Genomic DNA, 15,921 nt, shown 5'->3' with positions numbered 1-15,921 from the left:
AATGTCAAATACTTATTGAGAATATAACATTCTGTGACAGTCTCTTTGCGCGACCCAACGACTTGGCCGCGTGGAGGAGATGAAATGACCATTTTTCGTACCAACAGGCGAAGCCTGCTCAAGGGGGCCGGTGCTGGCATCGTTGCGCTCAGCACGCCTCATATTTTCACCAAGGGAGCTTGGGCGCAGAATTTCTGCAATGACCCGACCAGCGGCAAGATCGTGTTCGGCTTCAACGTGCCGCAGACCGGTTCCTATGCCGAAGAGGGGATGGAGCAGCTCAAGGGCTACGAACTGGCCGTAAAGCACATCAACGGGGAGGGGGATGGTGGCCTGCTCCAGACCCTGAAGCCCGTGGCGCTGAAGGGCAACGGCGTGCTCGGCCGCAAGGTCGAATACGTGACCGGCGACACCCAGACCAACACTGACGCGGCCCGCGACGGTGCGCGACGCATGATCGAACGCGACAAGGCCATCATGGTCACAGGTTCGGTTACCTCCGGCGAGGCGATCGCCCAGCAGAGCCTGTGTCAGGAAATGGGCGTCATCTACATGTCCGGCCTGACCCACTCCAACGACACCACCGGCAAGGACAAGCGCCGCTATGGCTTCCGGCACTTCTTCAATGCCTATCAGTCGGGCGTCGCCATCGCGCCGTTCCTGGCCAAGGAATACGGCACCGACCGGCGGGCCTATCACCTGACCGCCGACTACACCTGGGGCTGGACGCAGGAAGAATCGATCAAGAACGCCACCGAGGCGCTCGGCTGGGAGACGGTGGCCACGGTGCGCACCCCGCTCGGCCTCGGCGACTACTCGCAATATCTCACCCCGGTGCTGAACTCGGGCGCCGACGTGCTCATCCTCAACCACTACGGCCACGACATGGTCAACTCGCTGCCGCAGGCGGTGCAGTTCGGCCTGCGCGAGCGGCAGGCCAACGGCAAGAACTTCGAGATCGTCGTGCCGATGTTCTCCGAACTGATGGCGGTGGGCGCGGGTGAAGCGGTGAAGGGCATCATCGGCACCTCCAACTGGCAGTGGTCGCTGGACGACGAGGGCACCAAGGCCTTCACCAAGTCCTATGGCGAGGCCTATGGCCAACCGCCGTCCCAGTCGGCCCACACCGGCTACGTGCAGGCCATCCTCTACGCCGACGCTGTGGAGCGGGCCGGCACCTTCTATCCGCCGGAAGTCATCAAGGCGCTGGAAGGCTTCGAGTTCGACGGCATGGGCAACGGCCATACGGTCTACCGCGACACCGACCACCAGTGCCTCAAGGAGGTTCTGGTCGTGCGCGGCAACGAGAACCCGACCAGCCGCTTCGACGTGCTCAACGTGATCGGCAAGACGACGCGCGAGGACGTCACCTATGACGCCTCGATCTTCGGCGGAGAGCTTGGGCCCTACGAGCCCAACGCGTGCTGAAGACATAGCGGCATCGCGCCTCGCCTGATTGCAGCGGGCGGGGCGCAGCCCTTTGCCTGCCCACTCAGGGCATCGCACCTAAAAGCGAATGGTGCGATGCCCGATCAAGCAGAGAGATCGCCAGCATGCGTCCAGCGGGACGCGGGCGGTCAAGGACGTTTGCAATGCGCACCGTCTCGCATCGAAGGATTACTTAGATGAACGTGTTCTTGGCCCAGTTGCTGAACGGGCTGGACAAGGGCGGCGCCTATGCGCTGATCGCCCTTGGCCTCACACTGGTTTTCGGCACGCTGGGCGTCGTCAATTTCGCCCATGGCGCGCTGTTCATGCTCGGCTGCTTCTGCGCCGTCACCTTCCGCTATCTCATCACCCTTGAAACGGTGACCTTCGATCCGGAGAAGCTGTCGCCCTGGGGCTCGCCGGTCGAGGTGCGCACGCCACTGGTGCAGAACTGGTTCGGCGATTTCGGCGCCGTGCTGGTCGACTATTCGGTGCCGATCTCGATCCTGCTCGCCATTCCAGTGATGCTGCTCATCGGCATCGCCATGGAGCGCGGTCTCATCAAGCATTTCTACAAGCGCAGCCACGCCGAGCAGATCCTCGTCACCTTCGGTCTCGCCATCGTGCTGCAGGAGATCGTCAAGAGCTTCTTCGGTGCCAATCCGGTGCCGCAGCCGATCCCGACCGACCTGCGCGGCGCGGCCGACATCGGCGTCTGGTTCGGCATGGCGGCCCATACGCTGACCTATCCGTGGTGGCGCCTGATCTACCTGCTGTTCTCCGCCCTGGTCATCGGCGGCGTGTTCGCGTTCCTGCAATTCACCACGTTCGGCATGGTGGTGCGCGCCGGCATGGCCGATCGGGAGACGGTCGGGCTGATGGGCATCGACATCGACCGGCGCTTTACCATCGTCTTCGGCTTGGCGGCGGTGGTGGCGGGTGTGGCCGGCGTCATGTACACGCCGCTCCTGGCGCCCAACTACCACCTGGGCATGGACTTCCTGGTCCTGAGCTTCGTCGTCGTCGTGGTCGGTGGCATGGGCTCGCTGCCCGGCGCGGTCGCGGCCGGCTTCCTGCTCGGCATCCTGCAGTCCTTCGCGTCGATGACCGGGATCAAATCCCTCATCCCTGGCATCGACCAGGTCATCATCTATCTCGTCGCAGTCGTCATCCTGCTCGTGCGTCCGCGCGGCCTGATGGGACGGCGCGGAATCATGGAGAGCTGATCCACCATGTTCTCGCTTTCTCGCAAGGACCTCGCAGCACTCGCAGTCTTCGCTGCCATCGTGCTGACCATGCCGATCTGGCTGTCGCCCCTTGGCGCCGCCTATCCCGGCCTCATGCAGAAGTTCGCGATCTATGCGATCTTCGCCATCGGCTTCAATATCCTGTTCGGCCTCACGGGCTATCTGTCCTTCGGACATGCCGCCTTCCTGGGGGTCGGATCCTACACCACGGTGTGGTCGTTCAAGCTGCTGACGATGGACATCATGCCGGCCATGGTCTTCGCCGTCCTCGTCAGCGGCCTGTTCGCGCTGTTGATCGGTTATTTCAGCCTGCGCCGCACCGGCATCTATTTCTCCATCCTCACGCTCGCCTTCGCCCAGATGAGCTATAGCCTCGCCTATTCGGTGCTGACACCGATCACCAATGGCGAAACGGGCCTGCTGCTGGCGCGAAACGATCCGCGCTATCTGGATGCGATCGTTGGCGCACAGGCCAGTGTCGCCGGCCTGCCGCAGCCGACGCTGCTCGGCAGTTCGGTCAGCGGCTATTCAGGCTTCTATCTGTGCGCCGCGGTGCTGATCCTGGCCTTCTACATTTCCCAGAAGATCTTCGCCTCGCCCTTCGGCATGGCGCTGCGTGGCATCAAGTCCAACCAGACGCGCATGAACTACACCGGCTTCAACACGCGGCCGTATATGCTGGCGGCCTTCGTCATCTCCGGCATGTTCGCCGGTCTGGCGGGCGCGCTGCTGTCCATCACCGATCCGCTAGCGGGTGCCGAGCGCATGAAGTGGACCGAGTCCGGCAACGTGGTCCTCATGACCATTCTGGGCGGTGTCGGAACCCTGTTCGGGCCGGTGATCGGCGCCTGGCTGATCAAATACTTCGAAAACATCTTCTCGGCCATCAACACCAACATGCTCAACAGTGCCTTGTCGTTCCTGCCCGATGGCTTGCAGAACGTCGTCGTGACGGTGCTGTCGAAGTTCGTGGGCGAGGGCTGGCATCTCACGCTTGGCCTGATGTTCGTGTTGATCGTCGTTTTCCTGCCCGGCGGTCTGGTGGAGGGCTTCCATCGCCTCATGGCACGTCTGAAACGCCGAAAGGCGGCGTCTGACGGCGTCGCCTCGGTCCAGCCGGCGGAATAGGAGAACGCGTCATGATTGAAGCAACGCCCAACATCATCCTGCACGCGGCCGACGTTCACAAGAATTTCGGTGGCCTGCGTGCCCTCTCGGACATCGACCTGCAGATCGAGAAGGGCAAGACCCACGCCATCATCGGCCCCAACGGGGCCGGCAAGTCGACACTGCTCAATGTCATCATCGGCCGAATTCCGCCCAGCAGCGGTGCGGTGGTGTTCGATGGCACCGTGCTGACCGGCAAGGCACCGCACGAGATCAACCAGCTCGGCATTTCGCGCGTGTTCCAGACGCCGGAAATTTTTCCGGACCTGCCGGTGCTGCACAATGTCATGGCGCCCGCTTTTGCGCGGCGCGACGGCGCCTTCCGCGTCAACATGCTGCGCAGCATCGATTCCGAGCGGGAAATCCGCCAGGAGGCGGAAGACATCCTCGACGATATCGGCCTGCATGGCCGCCGCGACGATCATGCCGGTTCGCTGTCGCGCGGCGACAAGCGCCGGCTGGAACTGGCCATGTGCCTGATCCAGCGGCCGCGCCTGCTGCTGCTCGACGAGCCGACGGCCGGCATGAGCCGGCACGACACCAACACCACCATCGAGCTTCTGCGCAAGATCAAGTCCAGCGGCATGACCAAGGTCATCATCGAGCATGACATGCATGTCGTCTTTTCGCTGGCCGACAGGATTTCCGTCTTGGCGCAGGGCCGCATCATCGCGTCGGGTCTTCCCCAGGAGATCAAGGAAGATCCGCGCGTGCAGGAAGCCTATCTGGGCGGGAGCGTGCAATGAACGTTGCGATGAAACGGGAAGCGATTTCGGCCGCCACGGAGGCCGATCCCTCCAAGGCCTTTTTCGCGGTGCGCGATGTCCACGCCTATTACGGCGAGAGCTACATCGTGCAAGGCGTCACGCTCGACGTGAAGAAGGGCGAAATCCTGGCGCTGCTCGGCCGCAACGGGGCCGGCAAGACCTCCACCTTGCGCACCATTGCCCGCATGGACAATCCCGCCCTGCGCTCCGGCGAAATCTGGCTGGAGGGGCAGCCGCTGCACGCCATGAAGTCCTGGCAGGCGGCGCAGGCCGGCGTCCAGCTGGTACCGGAAGACCGGCGGATCATCCCCGGCATGACGGTAGAGGAGAATCTGGTGCTGGCGCAGGTGGCGCCCGGCCACGGCATGTCGCTCGACGAGCTTTACGAGCATTTCCCGCGACTGGCCGAACGGCGCAAGCAGGAGGCCGTCACCATGTCGGGCGGCGAGCAGCAGATGCTGGCCGTCGCCCGGGCGCTGGCGCGGGAGGTGAAGCTGCTGTTGCTCGACGAGCCCTATGAGGGACTGGCGCCGGTCATCGTCAAGGAGATCGAGCGCATCGTCGAACAGATCAAGGAGCGCGGCATCACCACCATCATCGTCGAGCAGAACGCCGTCGCCGCACTTCGGCTCGCCGATCGCGCCGTCATCCTCGACACCGGCGAGCTGGTCTTTGCCGGGTCGGCCAAGGAGCTTCTCGAAAGCGAGGACCTCCGCAACGAGTATCTGGCGATCTGAGGCGGGGGAGAGAATGTCGAAGGAAATTGTTCACCCTGTTCAGGCCGCCTGGAAGAAGGATGCTCTGATCGACAACGAGACCTATCTTGCCTGGTATGCGGAGAGCGTTCGCGACCCGGACGGGTTCTGGGGTCGGCACGGGCGTCGGCTGGACTGGTTCAAACCCTACACCAAGGTCAGAAACGCCTCGTTCGAGGGCGAGGTGTCGATCAAGTGGTTCGAGGACGGCGAGCTCAACCTTTCCCACAACTGCATCGACCGGCATCTCGACACGCGCGCTGACCAGGTCGCCATCATCTGGGAGGGCGACGATCCCGCCGAGGACCGGAAGATCACCTACCGCGAGCTGCACGGGCAGGTGTGCTGCTATGCCAACGTGCTGAAGACGCAGGGGGTGAAGAAAGGCGACCGCGTCACGATCTACATGCCGATGATCCCGGAGGTCGCCTACGCGATGCTGGCTTGCACGCGCATCGGGGCGATTCACTCGGTGGTGTTCGGCGGCTTCTCGCCCGATTCGCTGGCCGGGCGCATCGTCGACTGCGAATCGCATGTGGTGATCACCGCCGACGAAGGCTTGCGCGGCGGCCGCAAGGTGCCGCTGAAGGCCAATGCCGACAAGGCGGCCGAGATCGCCGCGGCGGCCGGCAATCCGGTGCATAAGGTGCTGGTGGTGCGCCGCACCAGCGGAGCGATCAACTGGGTGGACGGGCGCGACGTGTGGCTGGGCGAGGCGGCCGAGGCGGCTTCGCCCGTGTGCCCGGCCGAGCCGATGAATGCGGAGGACCCGCTGTTCATCCTCTACACCTCCGGCTCGACCGGCAGCCCCAAGGGGGTGTTGCACACCACCGGCGGCTACCTGGTGCATGTGTCGATGACGCATGAATACATCTTCGACTATCATGACGGCGACATCTACTGGTGCACGGCCGATGTCGGCTGGGTGACGGGCCACTCCTACATCCTCTACGGACCGCTGGCCAACGGCGCGACGACGCTGATGTTCGAGGGCGTGCCGAACTATCCCGACGCCTCGCGCTTCTGGCAGGTGGTGGACAAGCACAAGGTCAACATCTTCTACACCGCGCCCACCGCGATCCGGGCGCTGATGGGGGCGGGCGACGACTGGGTGAAGAGGAGCTCGCGCGAGAGCCTGCGCCTGCTGGGTTCGGTGGGCGAACCGATCAACCCGGAGGCCTGGGAATGGTACTACAACGTCGTCGGCGAGGGCCGCTGCCCGATCGTCGACACCTGGTGGCAGACGGAGAACGGCGGCATCCTGATCGCCCCGCTGCCGGGCGCCACCGACCTGAAGCCGGGCTCGGCGAGCCGGCCCTTCTTCGGCGTGGTGCCGGAGATCGTCGACAATGACGGCGCGGTCATCGAGGGGGTGGGCTCGGGCAACCTGTGCATCGCGCAGCCGTGGCCGGGCATGATGCGCACGGTGTTCGGCGACCACGATCGCTTCATCCAGACCTATTTCTCCACCTACAAGGGAAAATACTTCACCGGCGACGGCTGCCGGCGCGACGAAGACGGCTATTACTGGATCACCGGGCGGGTCGACGACGTCATCAACGTGTCGGGCCACCGCATGGGCACGGCAGAGGTGGAATCGGCGCTGGTGGCGCATGAGACGGTGTCGGAAGCGGCGGTGGTGGGCTACCCGCACGACCTCAAGGGCCAGGGCATCTACTGCTATGTCACGCTGATGGAGGGCGAAGAGCCGAGCGACGCGCTGCGCAAGGATCTGATCGCCCATGTGCGCCAGGAGATCGGGCCGATCGCGGCCCCCGACAAGATCCAATTCGCGCCGGCGCTGCCGAAGACACGCTCGGCCAAGATCATGCGCCGCATCCTGCGGAAGATCGCCGAGGACGACTTCTCCGCGCTCGGCGACACCTCGACGCTCGCCGACCCCTCGGTCGTCGACGACCTCATCGCAAACCGGCAAAACAGGAAAGCCTGAAAGCAAGCGCGGCCGCGAGGAGACCTTTGGAGCCTCGCTGCCGCCCCGTCAGCGACTTGAACTTCTGATGCCCCTACAGGCCGGGCCTGCGCTGCAAACGCCCAGGGCGAGCCGAAACGGCGATGACGGAGAGCAGTGCCAGCAACCACGAGCATGAGTGCCGGAAACCGAGAGCGTCATCCGGCCACGTGATTAAGCTGTGGCGGCATTTACCGGAGCATCGGCCAAGCGCCGGCCACGGCATGTGAGACGAGAGACCACGACCGCCGTCAGCCCGGAACTCATCCTCCATCGTTCCCGACCTTAGTGGCCAAGCCGATCGAGCGCGTCGCGAAGGGCGGCAGCTGCACTCTCACGCTCGCCGCTCGACATGAGTTCTGGCTCCAAATCGAGCTTTAGATGCGGCATGTCCTTATGAATTTCCTCTGCTCTTGAAAGATTTGCCTTGGAAGCGACGACACGGTAGGCGGCAGTTGGATAAGCAATGCCTTTGACCTGGATCGGGCCAACCTCCTCGCAATGGATCACATCCTTCACCTGCGCGAAGGTCTCGTAGGAGATAAGGACGGAGCCGGGGGCTGCCTCCTGCTCCAGCCTTGCGGCCAGGTTCACGGCACCCCCGATGATCGTGTAGTCCATCCGGTCTTCGCTGCCGAAATTGCCGACGGTACAATAATCCGTGTGAATACCGATCCGGCAGCGGAGCGGCGTTTCTATTCCGACGCTGCGCCAGATCTCGCCGAGTTCGCCCACTCGCTTCTGCATCGCAAGCGCCATCGAGACACAGGCAATGGCGTCTTCCTTGATGCCGCGCGTCTCGGGATCGCCGAAGAACATCATGATGGCATCGCCGACATATTTGTCGATTGTAGCGCCAAACTCCAAGGCGATCTTGGACATTTCGGACAGGTACTGGTTGAGGATCTGCGTGAGTTCCTCCGACTCCATCTTGTCGGTTGTTTCGGTGAAACCGGCAATATCGGTAAAGCAAATCGTCAGCTTCTTGCGCTGGCTCGCAATCCTCACGTCCTGTTGGCCGCTGAAGATCGAATTATAAACCTGAGGTGCGAGATACTTGGCCAGTTTGCTCGAAAGCGCCTCGAGGGCGATCGACTTTTCGGACAGATCCTGCTCTCGACGCTTCAGCTCGGTGATGTCGGAATAGACCGCAACCGTCCCGCCGCCCGAGATCCGGCGCTCACTGATCTGGATCCAGCGGTCCGGACTGCGGCGCTGGACATGCGTTCCGGTTGGATTGCGATGCGCGAGCAGGCGCTCGGCGATCCATTCCTCCTCGCGACCAACCGCATTCTCTATAAGCCCGCGCTCCGCAGCCGCCCTGATGATTGCCTCGAACCGGGCGCCCGAAATGACGGTATCATCCATGTCCGGATAGAGAATTTCGCGGTAGCGGCTGTTGCAGAGGAGGAGCATGTCCTCCGAATCGTAGAGAGCAAAACCCTCGGAAATGCTTTCGATCGCGTCGACGAGGTGCTGGCGGGCTTCGGCGACTTCGCGCAGGTTCTTCTCCTCCACTTCGATCGCAGTGTCGCGAAAGAGCCGCAGCGCCTCGGCCATGCGGCCAATCTCGTCGCTCGCCGGCCTGGGCAGCTGCACTCGCAGATTGCCCCCGGCAATGGCCAGCATGCTCTGACTGACGCTCGCAAGCCGGGCGAGAAGGTTGCGGTCGACGTAGAGCCAGACGACCATGATCGAGCTGACGAGCGTCAGCAGGGCGGAGCCGAGAACGACCCCCGTCCCGAAAGCTTGTACGGCCGACGTTTCTCGTCCGGCATCGGCGATCTCACGGTGAGCAGCGGTTACAAGACGATCAACCGCAGCGGTGAGGTCCCGGGAAAGCCTCTCATTCTCGGCCACGAGCTTCTCGCCCTCGGCCAGAATGGCCAGCTCGCGTCCGCGAACGGCCGGAATTCCGGCGTCGCCTTCGGCCAATGCCCTGAACTCGGCGACTCGATCCCGAAAGCGGGCCTGCAACTTGGCTTCGATCTGCTGGACGATCGCCTCGAGGCTGTTTAGGGAACGCTGCAGTGGAAAGATGCTCAGCGCAAGATCGCCGGACGTTGGCGTATTGGCGGCCTTCAGCAGCGCATCATTGACCGCGGCAATCTCCTGTTGGGCTTTCTGTTGGGGAAGATAACCTACGATCGCCAGCAAGGCGCTCTCTGCCGCTGCGGCGCGCTGCTCGGGCGGTGCGTCAGAGCCAGCGACCAATTTTTGCCAGGCCGCCATTTTCGAGTTCGCAACCAGCGTGCCGGCATTGATCAGACGCAGGCCCGCCGTCGACGCAGCACCCAACCGGCGCAACAGCTCTTGCTTCCGGTCGACAACCGTCAGCCTCGTCGCAACCAGATCGTCGAGCGTCCGCAGGTTTCGTTCCAGGCCAAGGACCGCACTTTCGATCTCTGCGGACTCGGTTCCAAGCGTGCTGCCCTTGAGTGACCCGAGCAGCGTTTCGAGACGTGCCATCTCGACCGAGATGGCGGCGGACACCTCGGCACGCTTTATCGCGCTCGTTGCGGCGAGCATGGACGGCGCGGCGGCCGCTACCCGTTCGGCTTGTCGAGACAATTGCAGCGCAACAAGGGCAGAGGGCATCCGCCTTTGCGTGATGTGCGCGACGACGGAGCCGACTTCCCGATGCGCATAGATCGCAGCGGCGCTCGACAGCATGCTGATGGCGCTGAGAGCGAAGAATGCAAGCAACAAGCGGCCACGTATGCCGAGACGGTTATGCATCGCCTCCATTCCGGCTGATGCGGCTCGCCTCTGTCGCGCCGGATGCTCAAAATTCGCCGGCCCGCCAGCAGTTTGCCAATCCTGATCCTGGGCCTATTCTACGGGCACATACTCCCCATTCTTCCAGACGTACCACGCCCAGACTTGCCGCGTCAGATCGCCCTTGTCGTCGAAAGCGATCGGTCCGAGCACGGTCGAAAACTCGCCCTTGTGGAGTGCGTCGATCACCCGTCCGATCTCCAGCGAACCGGCCTTGGCGACAGCCTGGGCCCAGACCTGGATGGCGCCGTAAGTCAGCAGGGTATAGGCATAGGGCTCATAATTTTCCGCGCGATAGCGGGCGACGACCGCAGCGGCTTCGGCGTTTCGGCGCGCATCCGGTGTAAAGGTGAAAAGAAGGCCTTCAGCGGCAGGCCCCGCGATCAGCGCCAGTTCCTCGGTCGCCATGGCATCGCCGGACACGAACTGAACCGGGTAACCGGCATCGCGAGCGGCGCTCGCCATCAATGCGACCTCAGTATGGTACCCGCCCACATAGATCACGTCGATGCCTTGTTCCTTGAGCTTGGCAACCTCCGCTGCATAGTCGCTCTTGCCCGGTTCATATTGAAGGTAGATTGCTTCGGTCACGTTGCGGCTGTTCAGCCGCTTCTTCGTCTGCTCCGCCAGGCCTTTGCCATAGGTGGTCCCGTCATGAAGTATCGCAATCTTCTTCCCGCCCCACCGGTCGGCGAGAAGGTCCCCTGCGGTCGCACCCTGCGCATCGTCGCGTGGAATGACGCGGAAGACATTGGCACGACCCTGCTCCGTCAGGAGTGGATTTGTGGAACCTGGAGATATCTGCAGCACTCCTGCCGCCTCGTAGACCCCAGACGCCGGAATCGATGCGCCGGAACAGTAGTGCCCGACGATGAAGACGACTCTGTCGGCCACCAGCTTTTTGGCCGCTGCAGTGGCCTGATCCGGGTCGCAAAAATCATCGGCAATGATGAGCCGAACCGACTGGCCGAGCACGCCCCCTTGAGCATTGACGTCGTGAACCGCAAGCTCTGCGCCTCGCTGCAATTGCTCGCCGATCCAGGTCAGCTTGCCGGTCATCGGGCCGGCGGCCCCGATCAGAATCTCGGCCTGAGCGTGAAAGCCGATCAGCGATGCCAAAGCGACTGCTAATGGGAAAGGTCGGCGCATGACGCACCTCCTTTTCTCAATATACTCTGGATCAACAGGTGCGGCTACTTGTCTGTGCCCAAAGGAGCCGTGGGTGTGCATCCGCCACAAGCACGGGACACCTGGAGGGGTGACATCAGGACAACCAAATACGGGTTGCGGGCGGCGCGGATGTTGAGCGCATGGGTTTGCTATACGGTATGGGTATAACGCTGCAACTTGAAATCACCATCGAGAAGCTTCGCATGCGACTTTCATGTGGCGATACAAAACTGTTGTATGGCTGTCATAAACTGACAATACTGCTCTCCGCGAGACTAAACCTTTCGCCAACCAGAACGGGAGCGAGACATGAAGATCGTAGGCTTCGCGGCCGGAGTTGCCGCCACATTCACGTTGCTATCCAGCACTTCCGCATTCGCGGTCACCGAGATTTCGTGGTGGCACGCCATGACGGGAGCCAACAACGAGGTGGTCGAGCAGCTTTCCAAGGAGTTCAACGAGAGCCAGAGCGAGTACAAGGTCGTTCCGGTGTTCAAGGGCACCTATCCCGAGACGCTGAATGCCGGTATTGCCGCTTTCCGCGCCAAGCAACCGCCGGCGATCATGCAGGTCTTCGATGCGGGCACGGGCACGATGATGGCCGCCGAGGGCGCCATCAAGCCGGTTGCCGAGATCCTGTCGATGGGCGGCCAGGCCTTCGACAAGAGCCAGTACCTGCCGGGCATCGTTTCCTACTATTCCAAGCCCGATGGCACGATGCTGTCGTTCCCGTACAACTCGTCCTCGCCGATCCTCTACTACAACAAGGACATCTTCCAGAAGGCCGGCCTCGACGTCGACAACCCGCCGAAGACCTGGTCCGAGGTCTGGGATGCGGCCAGGAAGATCAAGTCGAGCGGTGCCGCACCTTGCGGCTTCACCTCGACCTGGCTGACCTGGATCCACACCGAGAATTTCGCCGCCTGGAACAACCTGTCCTACGGCACCAACGAGAATGGCATCGGCGGCACGGACGTCGAGCTAAAGATCAATGCCCCGACCTTCGTCAAGCACTTCCAGGAACTCGCCGAGCTCGCCAAGGACGGAACGTTCAAGTACGGCGGCCGCACGTCGGAAGCCAAGCAGATCTTCCTCGCCGGCGAATGCGGCATCTTCACCGAATCCTCCGGCGGTCTCGGCGATATCGTCAAGTCGGGCATGAACTACGGCACCGGCCAGCTGCCCTACGAGGCGGATGCAGCGGGCGCGCCGCAGAACACCATCCCGGGCGGTGCATCGCTGTGGGTCTTCGCCGGCCTGCCGGACGAGCAGTACAAGGGCGTCGCCACCTTCTTCAACTTCCTGTCGCAGACGCCGATCCAGGCACGCCTGCACCAGGTGTCGGGCTACCTTCCGGTCACGCTCGCCGCTTACGAGGAGACCAAGAAGTCGGGCTTCTACGACAAGAACCCGGCCCGCGAGATCCCGATCAAGCAGATGATGGGCAAGGCGCCGACCGAGAATTCGAAGGGCGTCCGCCTTGTCAACCTGCCGCAGGTCCGCGACATCGAGAACGAGGAGCTCGAGAAGATGCTCGCCGGCCAGCAGACCGCCCAGCAGGCGCTCGACAATACCGTTGAGCGTGGCAACAAGGCGATCCAGGACGCGATCAACAACTGATGCCGTGGGCGCGGCGGCCCCTGAATCGGGTTCGCCGCGCTCACCACCTTTTTCCGCGGAGAGAGGCATCGCAACGTTAGCATGGCATCGTCACTCGTCCGATCGGCCGGGGCGAGGGTGCTGCACGCACCGAGCTGCGGTGTGGGCCTCCACGAACAAGCCGATGACCCAGCCGCCGAAGAGGCTCGCATTGTCCCCACGCGTCGTCTTTCCCAACAAGATTCTTCCCTATCTGCTGGTCGCGCCGCAGCTGGCGATCACGCTGGTGTTCTTCTACTGGCCGGCCAGCCAGGCGCTCTACCAGTCGATGCTCCGGGAGGACCCCTTCGGGCTGTCCTCCAAATTCGTCTGGTTCGCCAATTTCAGGAAGGTGCTGTCGGATCCGAACTACCTCAATTCGGTTCACGTCACGATCGTCTTCTCCGTCGCCACCGCGGCGGTTGCCATGAGTGTCGCCCTCCTGCTCGCCGTCATGGCCGACAAGGTCGTGCGCAGCCGCGGGCTCTACCGCACGCTGATGATCTGGCCCTATGCCGTGGCGCCGGCGATTGCCGGCATGCTGTGGCTGTTCCTGTTCAATCCCTCGATCGGCTCGCTCGCCTATGGCTTGCGCTGGCTCGGCATAAGGTGGGATCCGCTGCTCAACGGCAACCAGGCGATGGTTCTGGTCGTCGCGGCCGCATCGTGGAAGCAGATCAGCTACAATTTCCTGTTCTTCGTCGCCGGGCTGCAGGCGATCCCGAAGACGCTGATCGAGGCTGCCGCCATTGACGGCGCCGGCGAGAACAAGCGCTTCTGGACGATCGTTTTCCCGTTGCTCGCGCCGACCACCTTCTTCCTGCTGGTGGTCAACACCGTCTATGCCTTCTTCGACACCTTCGGCATCATCCACGCCGTCACCGGCGGCGGGCCGGGCAAGGCCACGGAGACGCTGGTCTACAAGGTCTACAACGACGGCTTCGTCAATCTCATCCTCGGCGATTCGGCCGCCCAGTCGGTGATCCTGATGGCCATCGTCATAGCGCTCACCGCGATCCAGTTCCGCTACGTCGAGAGGAAGGTGCATTATGGCTGAGCCGTCAACGCTTCCGCCCGCAAGCGGCCATGACAAGCTGATGATCGGCCAGTCGGCTGCCGGCATCTGGCTGGCGCACGCCGTCCTGATCCTCGGCATCCTGATCGTGGCGTTCCCGATCTATTACACCTTCGTCGCCTCGACACATTCGCTGCAGACGATCCTGCGGCCGCCGCTGCCGCTTTTGCCCGGCGACCGCTTCATCGAGAACTATTCGGAGGCGCTGTTCGGCGGTGTCGGCCGCATCGGCGGGGTCAGCGTCGCGACGCTGCTCATCAACACCACGATCGTCGCTCTCGGCATCGCCGTCGGCAAGATCATCATCTCGATCGTGTCGGCCTATGCCATCGTCTTCTTCCGCTTTCCCGGCCGGATGTTCTTCTTCTGGCTGATCTTCATCACGCTGATGCTGCCGGTCGAGGTGCGCATCCTGCCCACCTACAAGGTGATGGTCGATCTCGGCCTGATCGACACCTACACGGGCCTGATCGTGCCGCTGATCGCATCGGCCACGGCGACGCTGCTGTTCCGCCAGTTCTTCCTCACCATACCCGGCGAACTGGTCGAGGCGGCACGTGTGGATGGCGCCGGCCCCTGGCGTTTCTTCAAGGATATCCTGCTGCCCTTGTCGCGCACCAACATCGCAGCACTCTTCGTCATCCTCTTCATCTATGGCTGGACGCAATATCTCTGGCCGCTGCTCGTCACCAACCGCAATGACATGAACACCATCGTGATTGCGCTCAAGAAGATGATCTCATTTGCCGATGCCGACACCGAGTGGCATCTGGTGATGGTCACCTCCATGCTTGCAATCGTGCCCCCCATCATCGTCGTGGTGCTGATGCAGCGCTGGTTCGTCCGCGGCCTCGTCGAAACGGAGAAATAATGGCAACCGTCGATCTCAAGGACGTCCGCAAGGTTTATGCCGGCGGCGTCGAAGCCGTGAAAGGCGTCTCCATCGCCATTCCTGACAAGGCGCTGTGCGTTCTGGTCGGCCCGTCAGGCTGCGGAAAGTCAACGCTTCTGCGCATGATCGCGGGCCTGGAAACCATTTCGGCCGGCAGCTGCGCGATCGGCGGCAAGGTGGTCAACGCCGTCGGTCCGACCGAGCGCGACATTGCCATGGTGTTCCAGAACTATGCGCTTTATCCGCATATGAAGGTCTACGACAACATGGCCTACGGCCTGCGCAACCGCGGCACACCGAAGGACGAGGTCGACAAGCGGGTGCGCGCCACCGCAAAGACACTGGAACTCGAGCACCTGCTGGAACGCCGCCCGCGCGAACTTTCGGGCGGCCAGCGCCAGCGCGTCGCCATGGGCCGGGCGATCGTCCGCAATCCGAAGGTCTTCCTGTTCGACGAGCCGCTGTCGAACCTCGATGCAAAGCTGCGCGGCCAGATGCGCGTCGAGATCAAGAACCTGCAGCGCAATCTCGGCGTCACCTCGGTCTATGTCACCCACGACCAGTTGGAAGCAATGACGCTAGCCGACGTGCTTGTGGTGATGAATGCCGGCCTGGTCGAGCAGTCGGGCGCGCCGCTCGACATCTATGAGAAGCCGGCCTCGACATTCGTGGCCTCCTTCATCGGCGCGCCGCCGATGAACCTCCTGCCACTCGGCAACGGCCAGTTCGAAGGTGCCGTGACGCTGCCGGCCGTCCCCGCCAATGCCGAGACGCTCGGCTTCCGTCCCGAAGATTGCGAGGTGCGTATCGAGGCCTACGGCGTCGCCTCAGATGGCGCGCTGCGCCTGCTGGCTCAGGTCGAAGGCGTCGAGCCGGTGGGGGCGGAGAGCTTCCTCTACTGCCGGGCTGCCGGCGGGCGCATCGTCGTGCGCGTGCCCGGCCGCACCGAACTCCAGCCCGGCGACCAGTTGCCGGTGTTCGCCCGGTGCGAGAAGCTGCATTTCTTCGGCAGTGACGGCAAAAGGGTCTAGGCCG

General features: G+C 62.9%; 12 protein-coding genes. 10 read left to right on the top strand and 2 right to left on the bottom strand.

The genetic code is table 11. From position 1 onward, the window contains the following. Positions 1-84 precede the first annotated feature (84 nt). From AC1DDS_RS14015 to acs, 6 genes are all read left to right on the top strand, one after another. Complete coding sequence (locus AC1DDS_RS14015) at positions 85-1,428, top strand: substrate-binding protein (RefSeq protein ID WP_477479457.1); 1,344 nt, start codon at positions 85-87, stop codon at positions 1,426-1,428. Positions 1,429-1,625: 197 nt separating this feature from the next. After that, positions 1,626-2,654 carry a branched-chain amino acid ABC transporter permease gene (locus AC1DDS_RS14010; protein ID WP_477479456.1) on the top strand — a complete coding sequence of 343 codons (1,029 nt, stop codon included), beginning with the start codon at positions 1,626-1,628 and terminating at the stop codon, positions 2,652-2,654. Between the two features lie 6 nt (positions 2,655-2,660). Continuing rightward, on the top strand, positions 2,661-3,803 hold the full coding sequence (locus tag AC1DDS_RS14005; RefSeq protein ID WP_477479455.1) for a branched-chain amino acid ABC transporter permease: 1,143 nt from the start codon (positions 2,661-2,663) through the stop codon (positions 3,801-3,803). An 11-nt stretch (positions 3,804-3,814) separates the two neighbouring features. After that, entirely contained in the window at positions 3,815-4,588 is a 774-nt protein-coding gene (locus tag AC1DDS_RS14000) for an ABC transporter ATP-binding protein (protein ID WP_477479454.1), read from the top strand. Further along, complete coding sequence (locus AC1DDS_RS13995; RefSeq protein WP_310416042.1) at positions 4,585-5,346, top strand: ABC transporter ATP-binding protein; 762 nt, start codon at positions 4,585-4,587, stop codon at positions 5,344-5,346. Before AC1DDS_RS14000 ends, AC1DDS_RS13995 begins: the two co-directional genes overlap by 4 nt. Before the next feature lie 13 nt (positions 5,347-5,359). Further along, positions 5,360-7,315 (top strand): acetate--CoA ligase, encoded by a 1,956-nt coding sequence (acs, locus tag AC1DDS_RS13990; protein WP_477479453.1) that lies wholly within the window; start codon positions 5,360-5,362, stop codon positions 7,313-7,315. Between the two features lie 303 nt (positions 7,316-7,618). On the opposite strand, the gene AC1DDS_RS13985 is transcribed toward acs, so the two are convergent. Further along, complete coding sequence (locus AC1DDS_RS13985; protein ID WP_477479452.1) at positions 7,619-10,072, bottom strand: adenylate/guanylate cyclase domain-containing protein; 2,454 nt, start codon at positions 10,070-10,072, stop codon at positions 7,619-7,621. Between the two features lie 93 nt (positions 10,073-10,165). Further along, entirely contained in the window at positions 10,166-11,260 is a 1,095-nt protein-coding gene (locus AC1DDS_RS13980) for a branched-chain amino acid ABC transporter substrate-binding protein (RefSeq protein ID WP_477479451.1), read from the bottom strand. A gap of 330 nt (positions 11,261-11,590) precedes the next feature. On the opposite strand from AC1DDS_RS13980, the gene ugpB reads away from it, so the two are divergent. The 4 genes from ugpB to ugpC all read left to right on the top strand — a co-directional run bounded on the left by ugpB (position 11,591) and on the right by ugpC (position 15,917). Next, positions 11,591-12,901, top strand: a complete 1,311-nt coding sequence (gene ugpB, locus AC1DDS_RS13975; protein WP_477479450.1) for a sn-glycerol-3-phosphate ABC transporter substrate-binding protein UgpB — start codon at positions 11,591-11,593, stop codon at positions 12,899-12,901. A gap of 163 nt (positions 12,902-13,064) precedes the next feature. After that, positions 13,065-13,976 carry a sn-glycerol-3-phosphate ABC transporter permease UgpA gene (gene ugpA / locus AC1DDS_RS13970; protein ID WP_477479449.1) on the top strand — a complete coding sequence of 304 codons (912 nt, stop codon included), beginning with the start codon at positions 13,065-13,067 and terminating at the stop codon, positions 13,974-13,976. 40 nt (positions 13,977-14,016) lie between these two features. Then, positions 14,017-14,865 carry a sn-glycerol-3-phosphate ABC transporter permease UgpE gene (gene ugpE, locus AC1DDS_RS13965; RefSeq protein WP_477479662.1) on the top strand — a complete coding sequence of 283 codons (849 nt, stop codon included), beginning with the start codon at positions 14,017-14,019 and terminating at the stop codon, positions 14,863-14,865. Then, positions 14,865-15,917: a sn-glycerol-3-phosphate ABC transporter ATP-binding protein UgpC gene (ugpC, locus tag AC1DDS_RS13960; protein ID WP_477479448.1), complete on the top strand. Its 1,053-nt coding sequence runs from the start codon at positions 14,865-14,867 to the stop codon at positions 15,915-15,917. The genes ugpE and ugpC overlap by 1 nt, the downstream gene beginning before the upstream one ends. The last annotated feature ends 4 nt before the right edge of the window (positions 15,918-15,921 follow it).

Source organism: Mycoplana sp. 10N416 (assembly GCF_056394765.1).
Note: the sequence above shows the minus strand (reverse complement) of the source record. Positions and strands in the feature narration are given on the sequence as shown.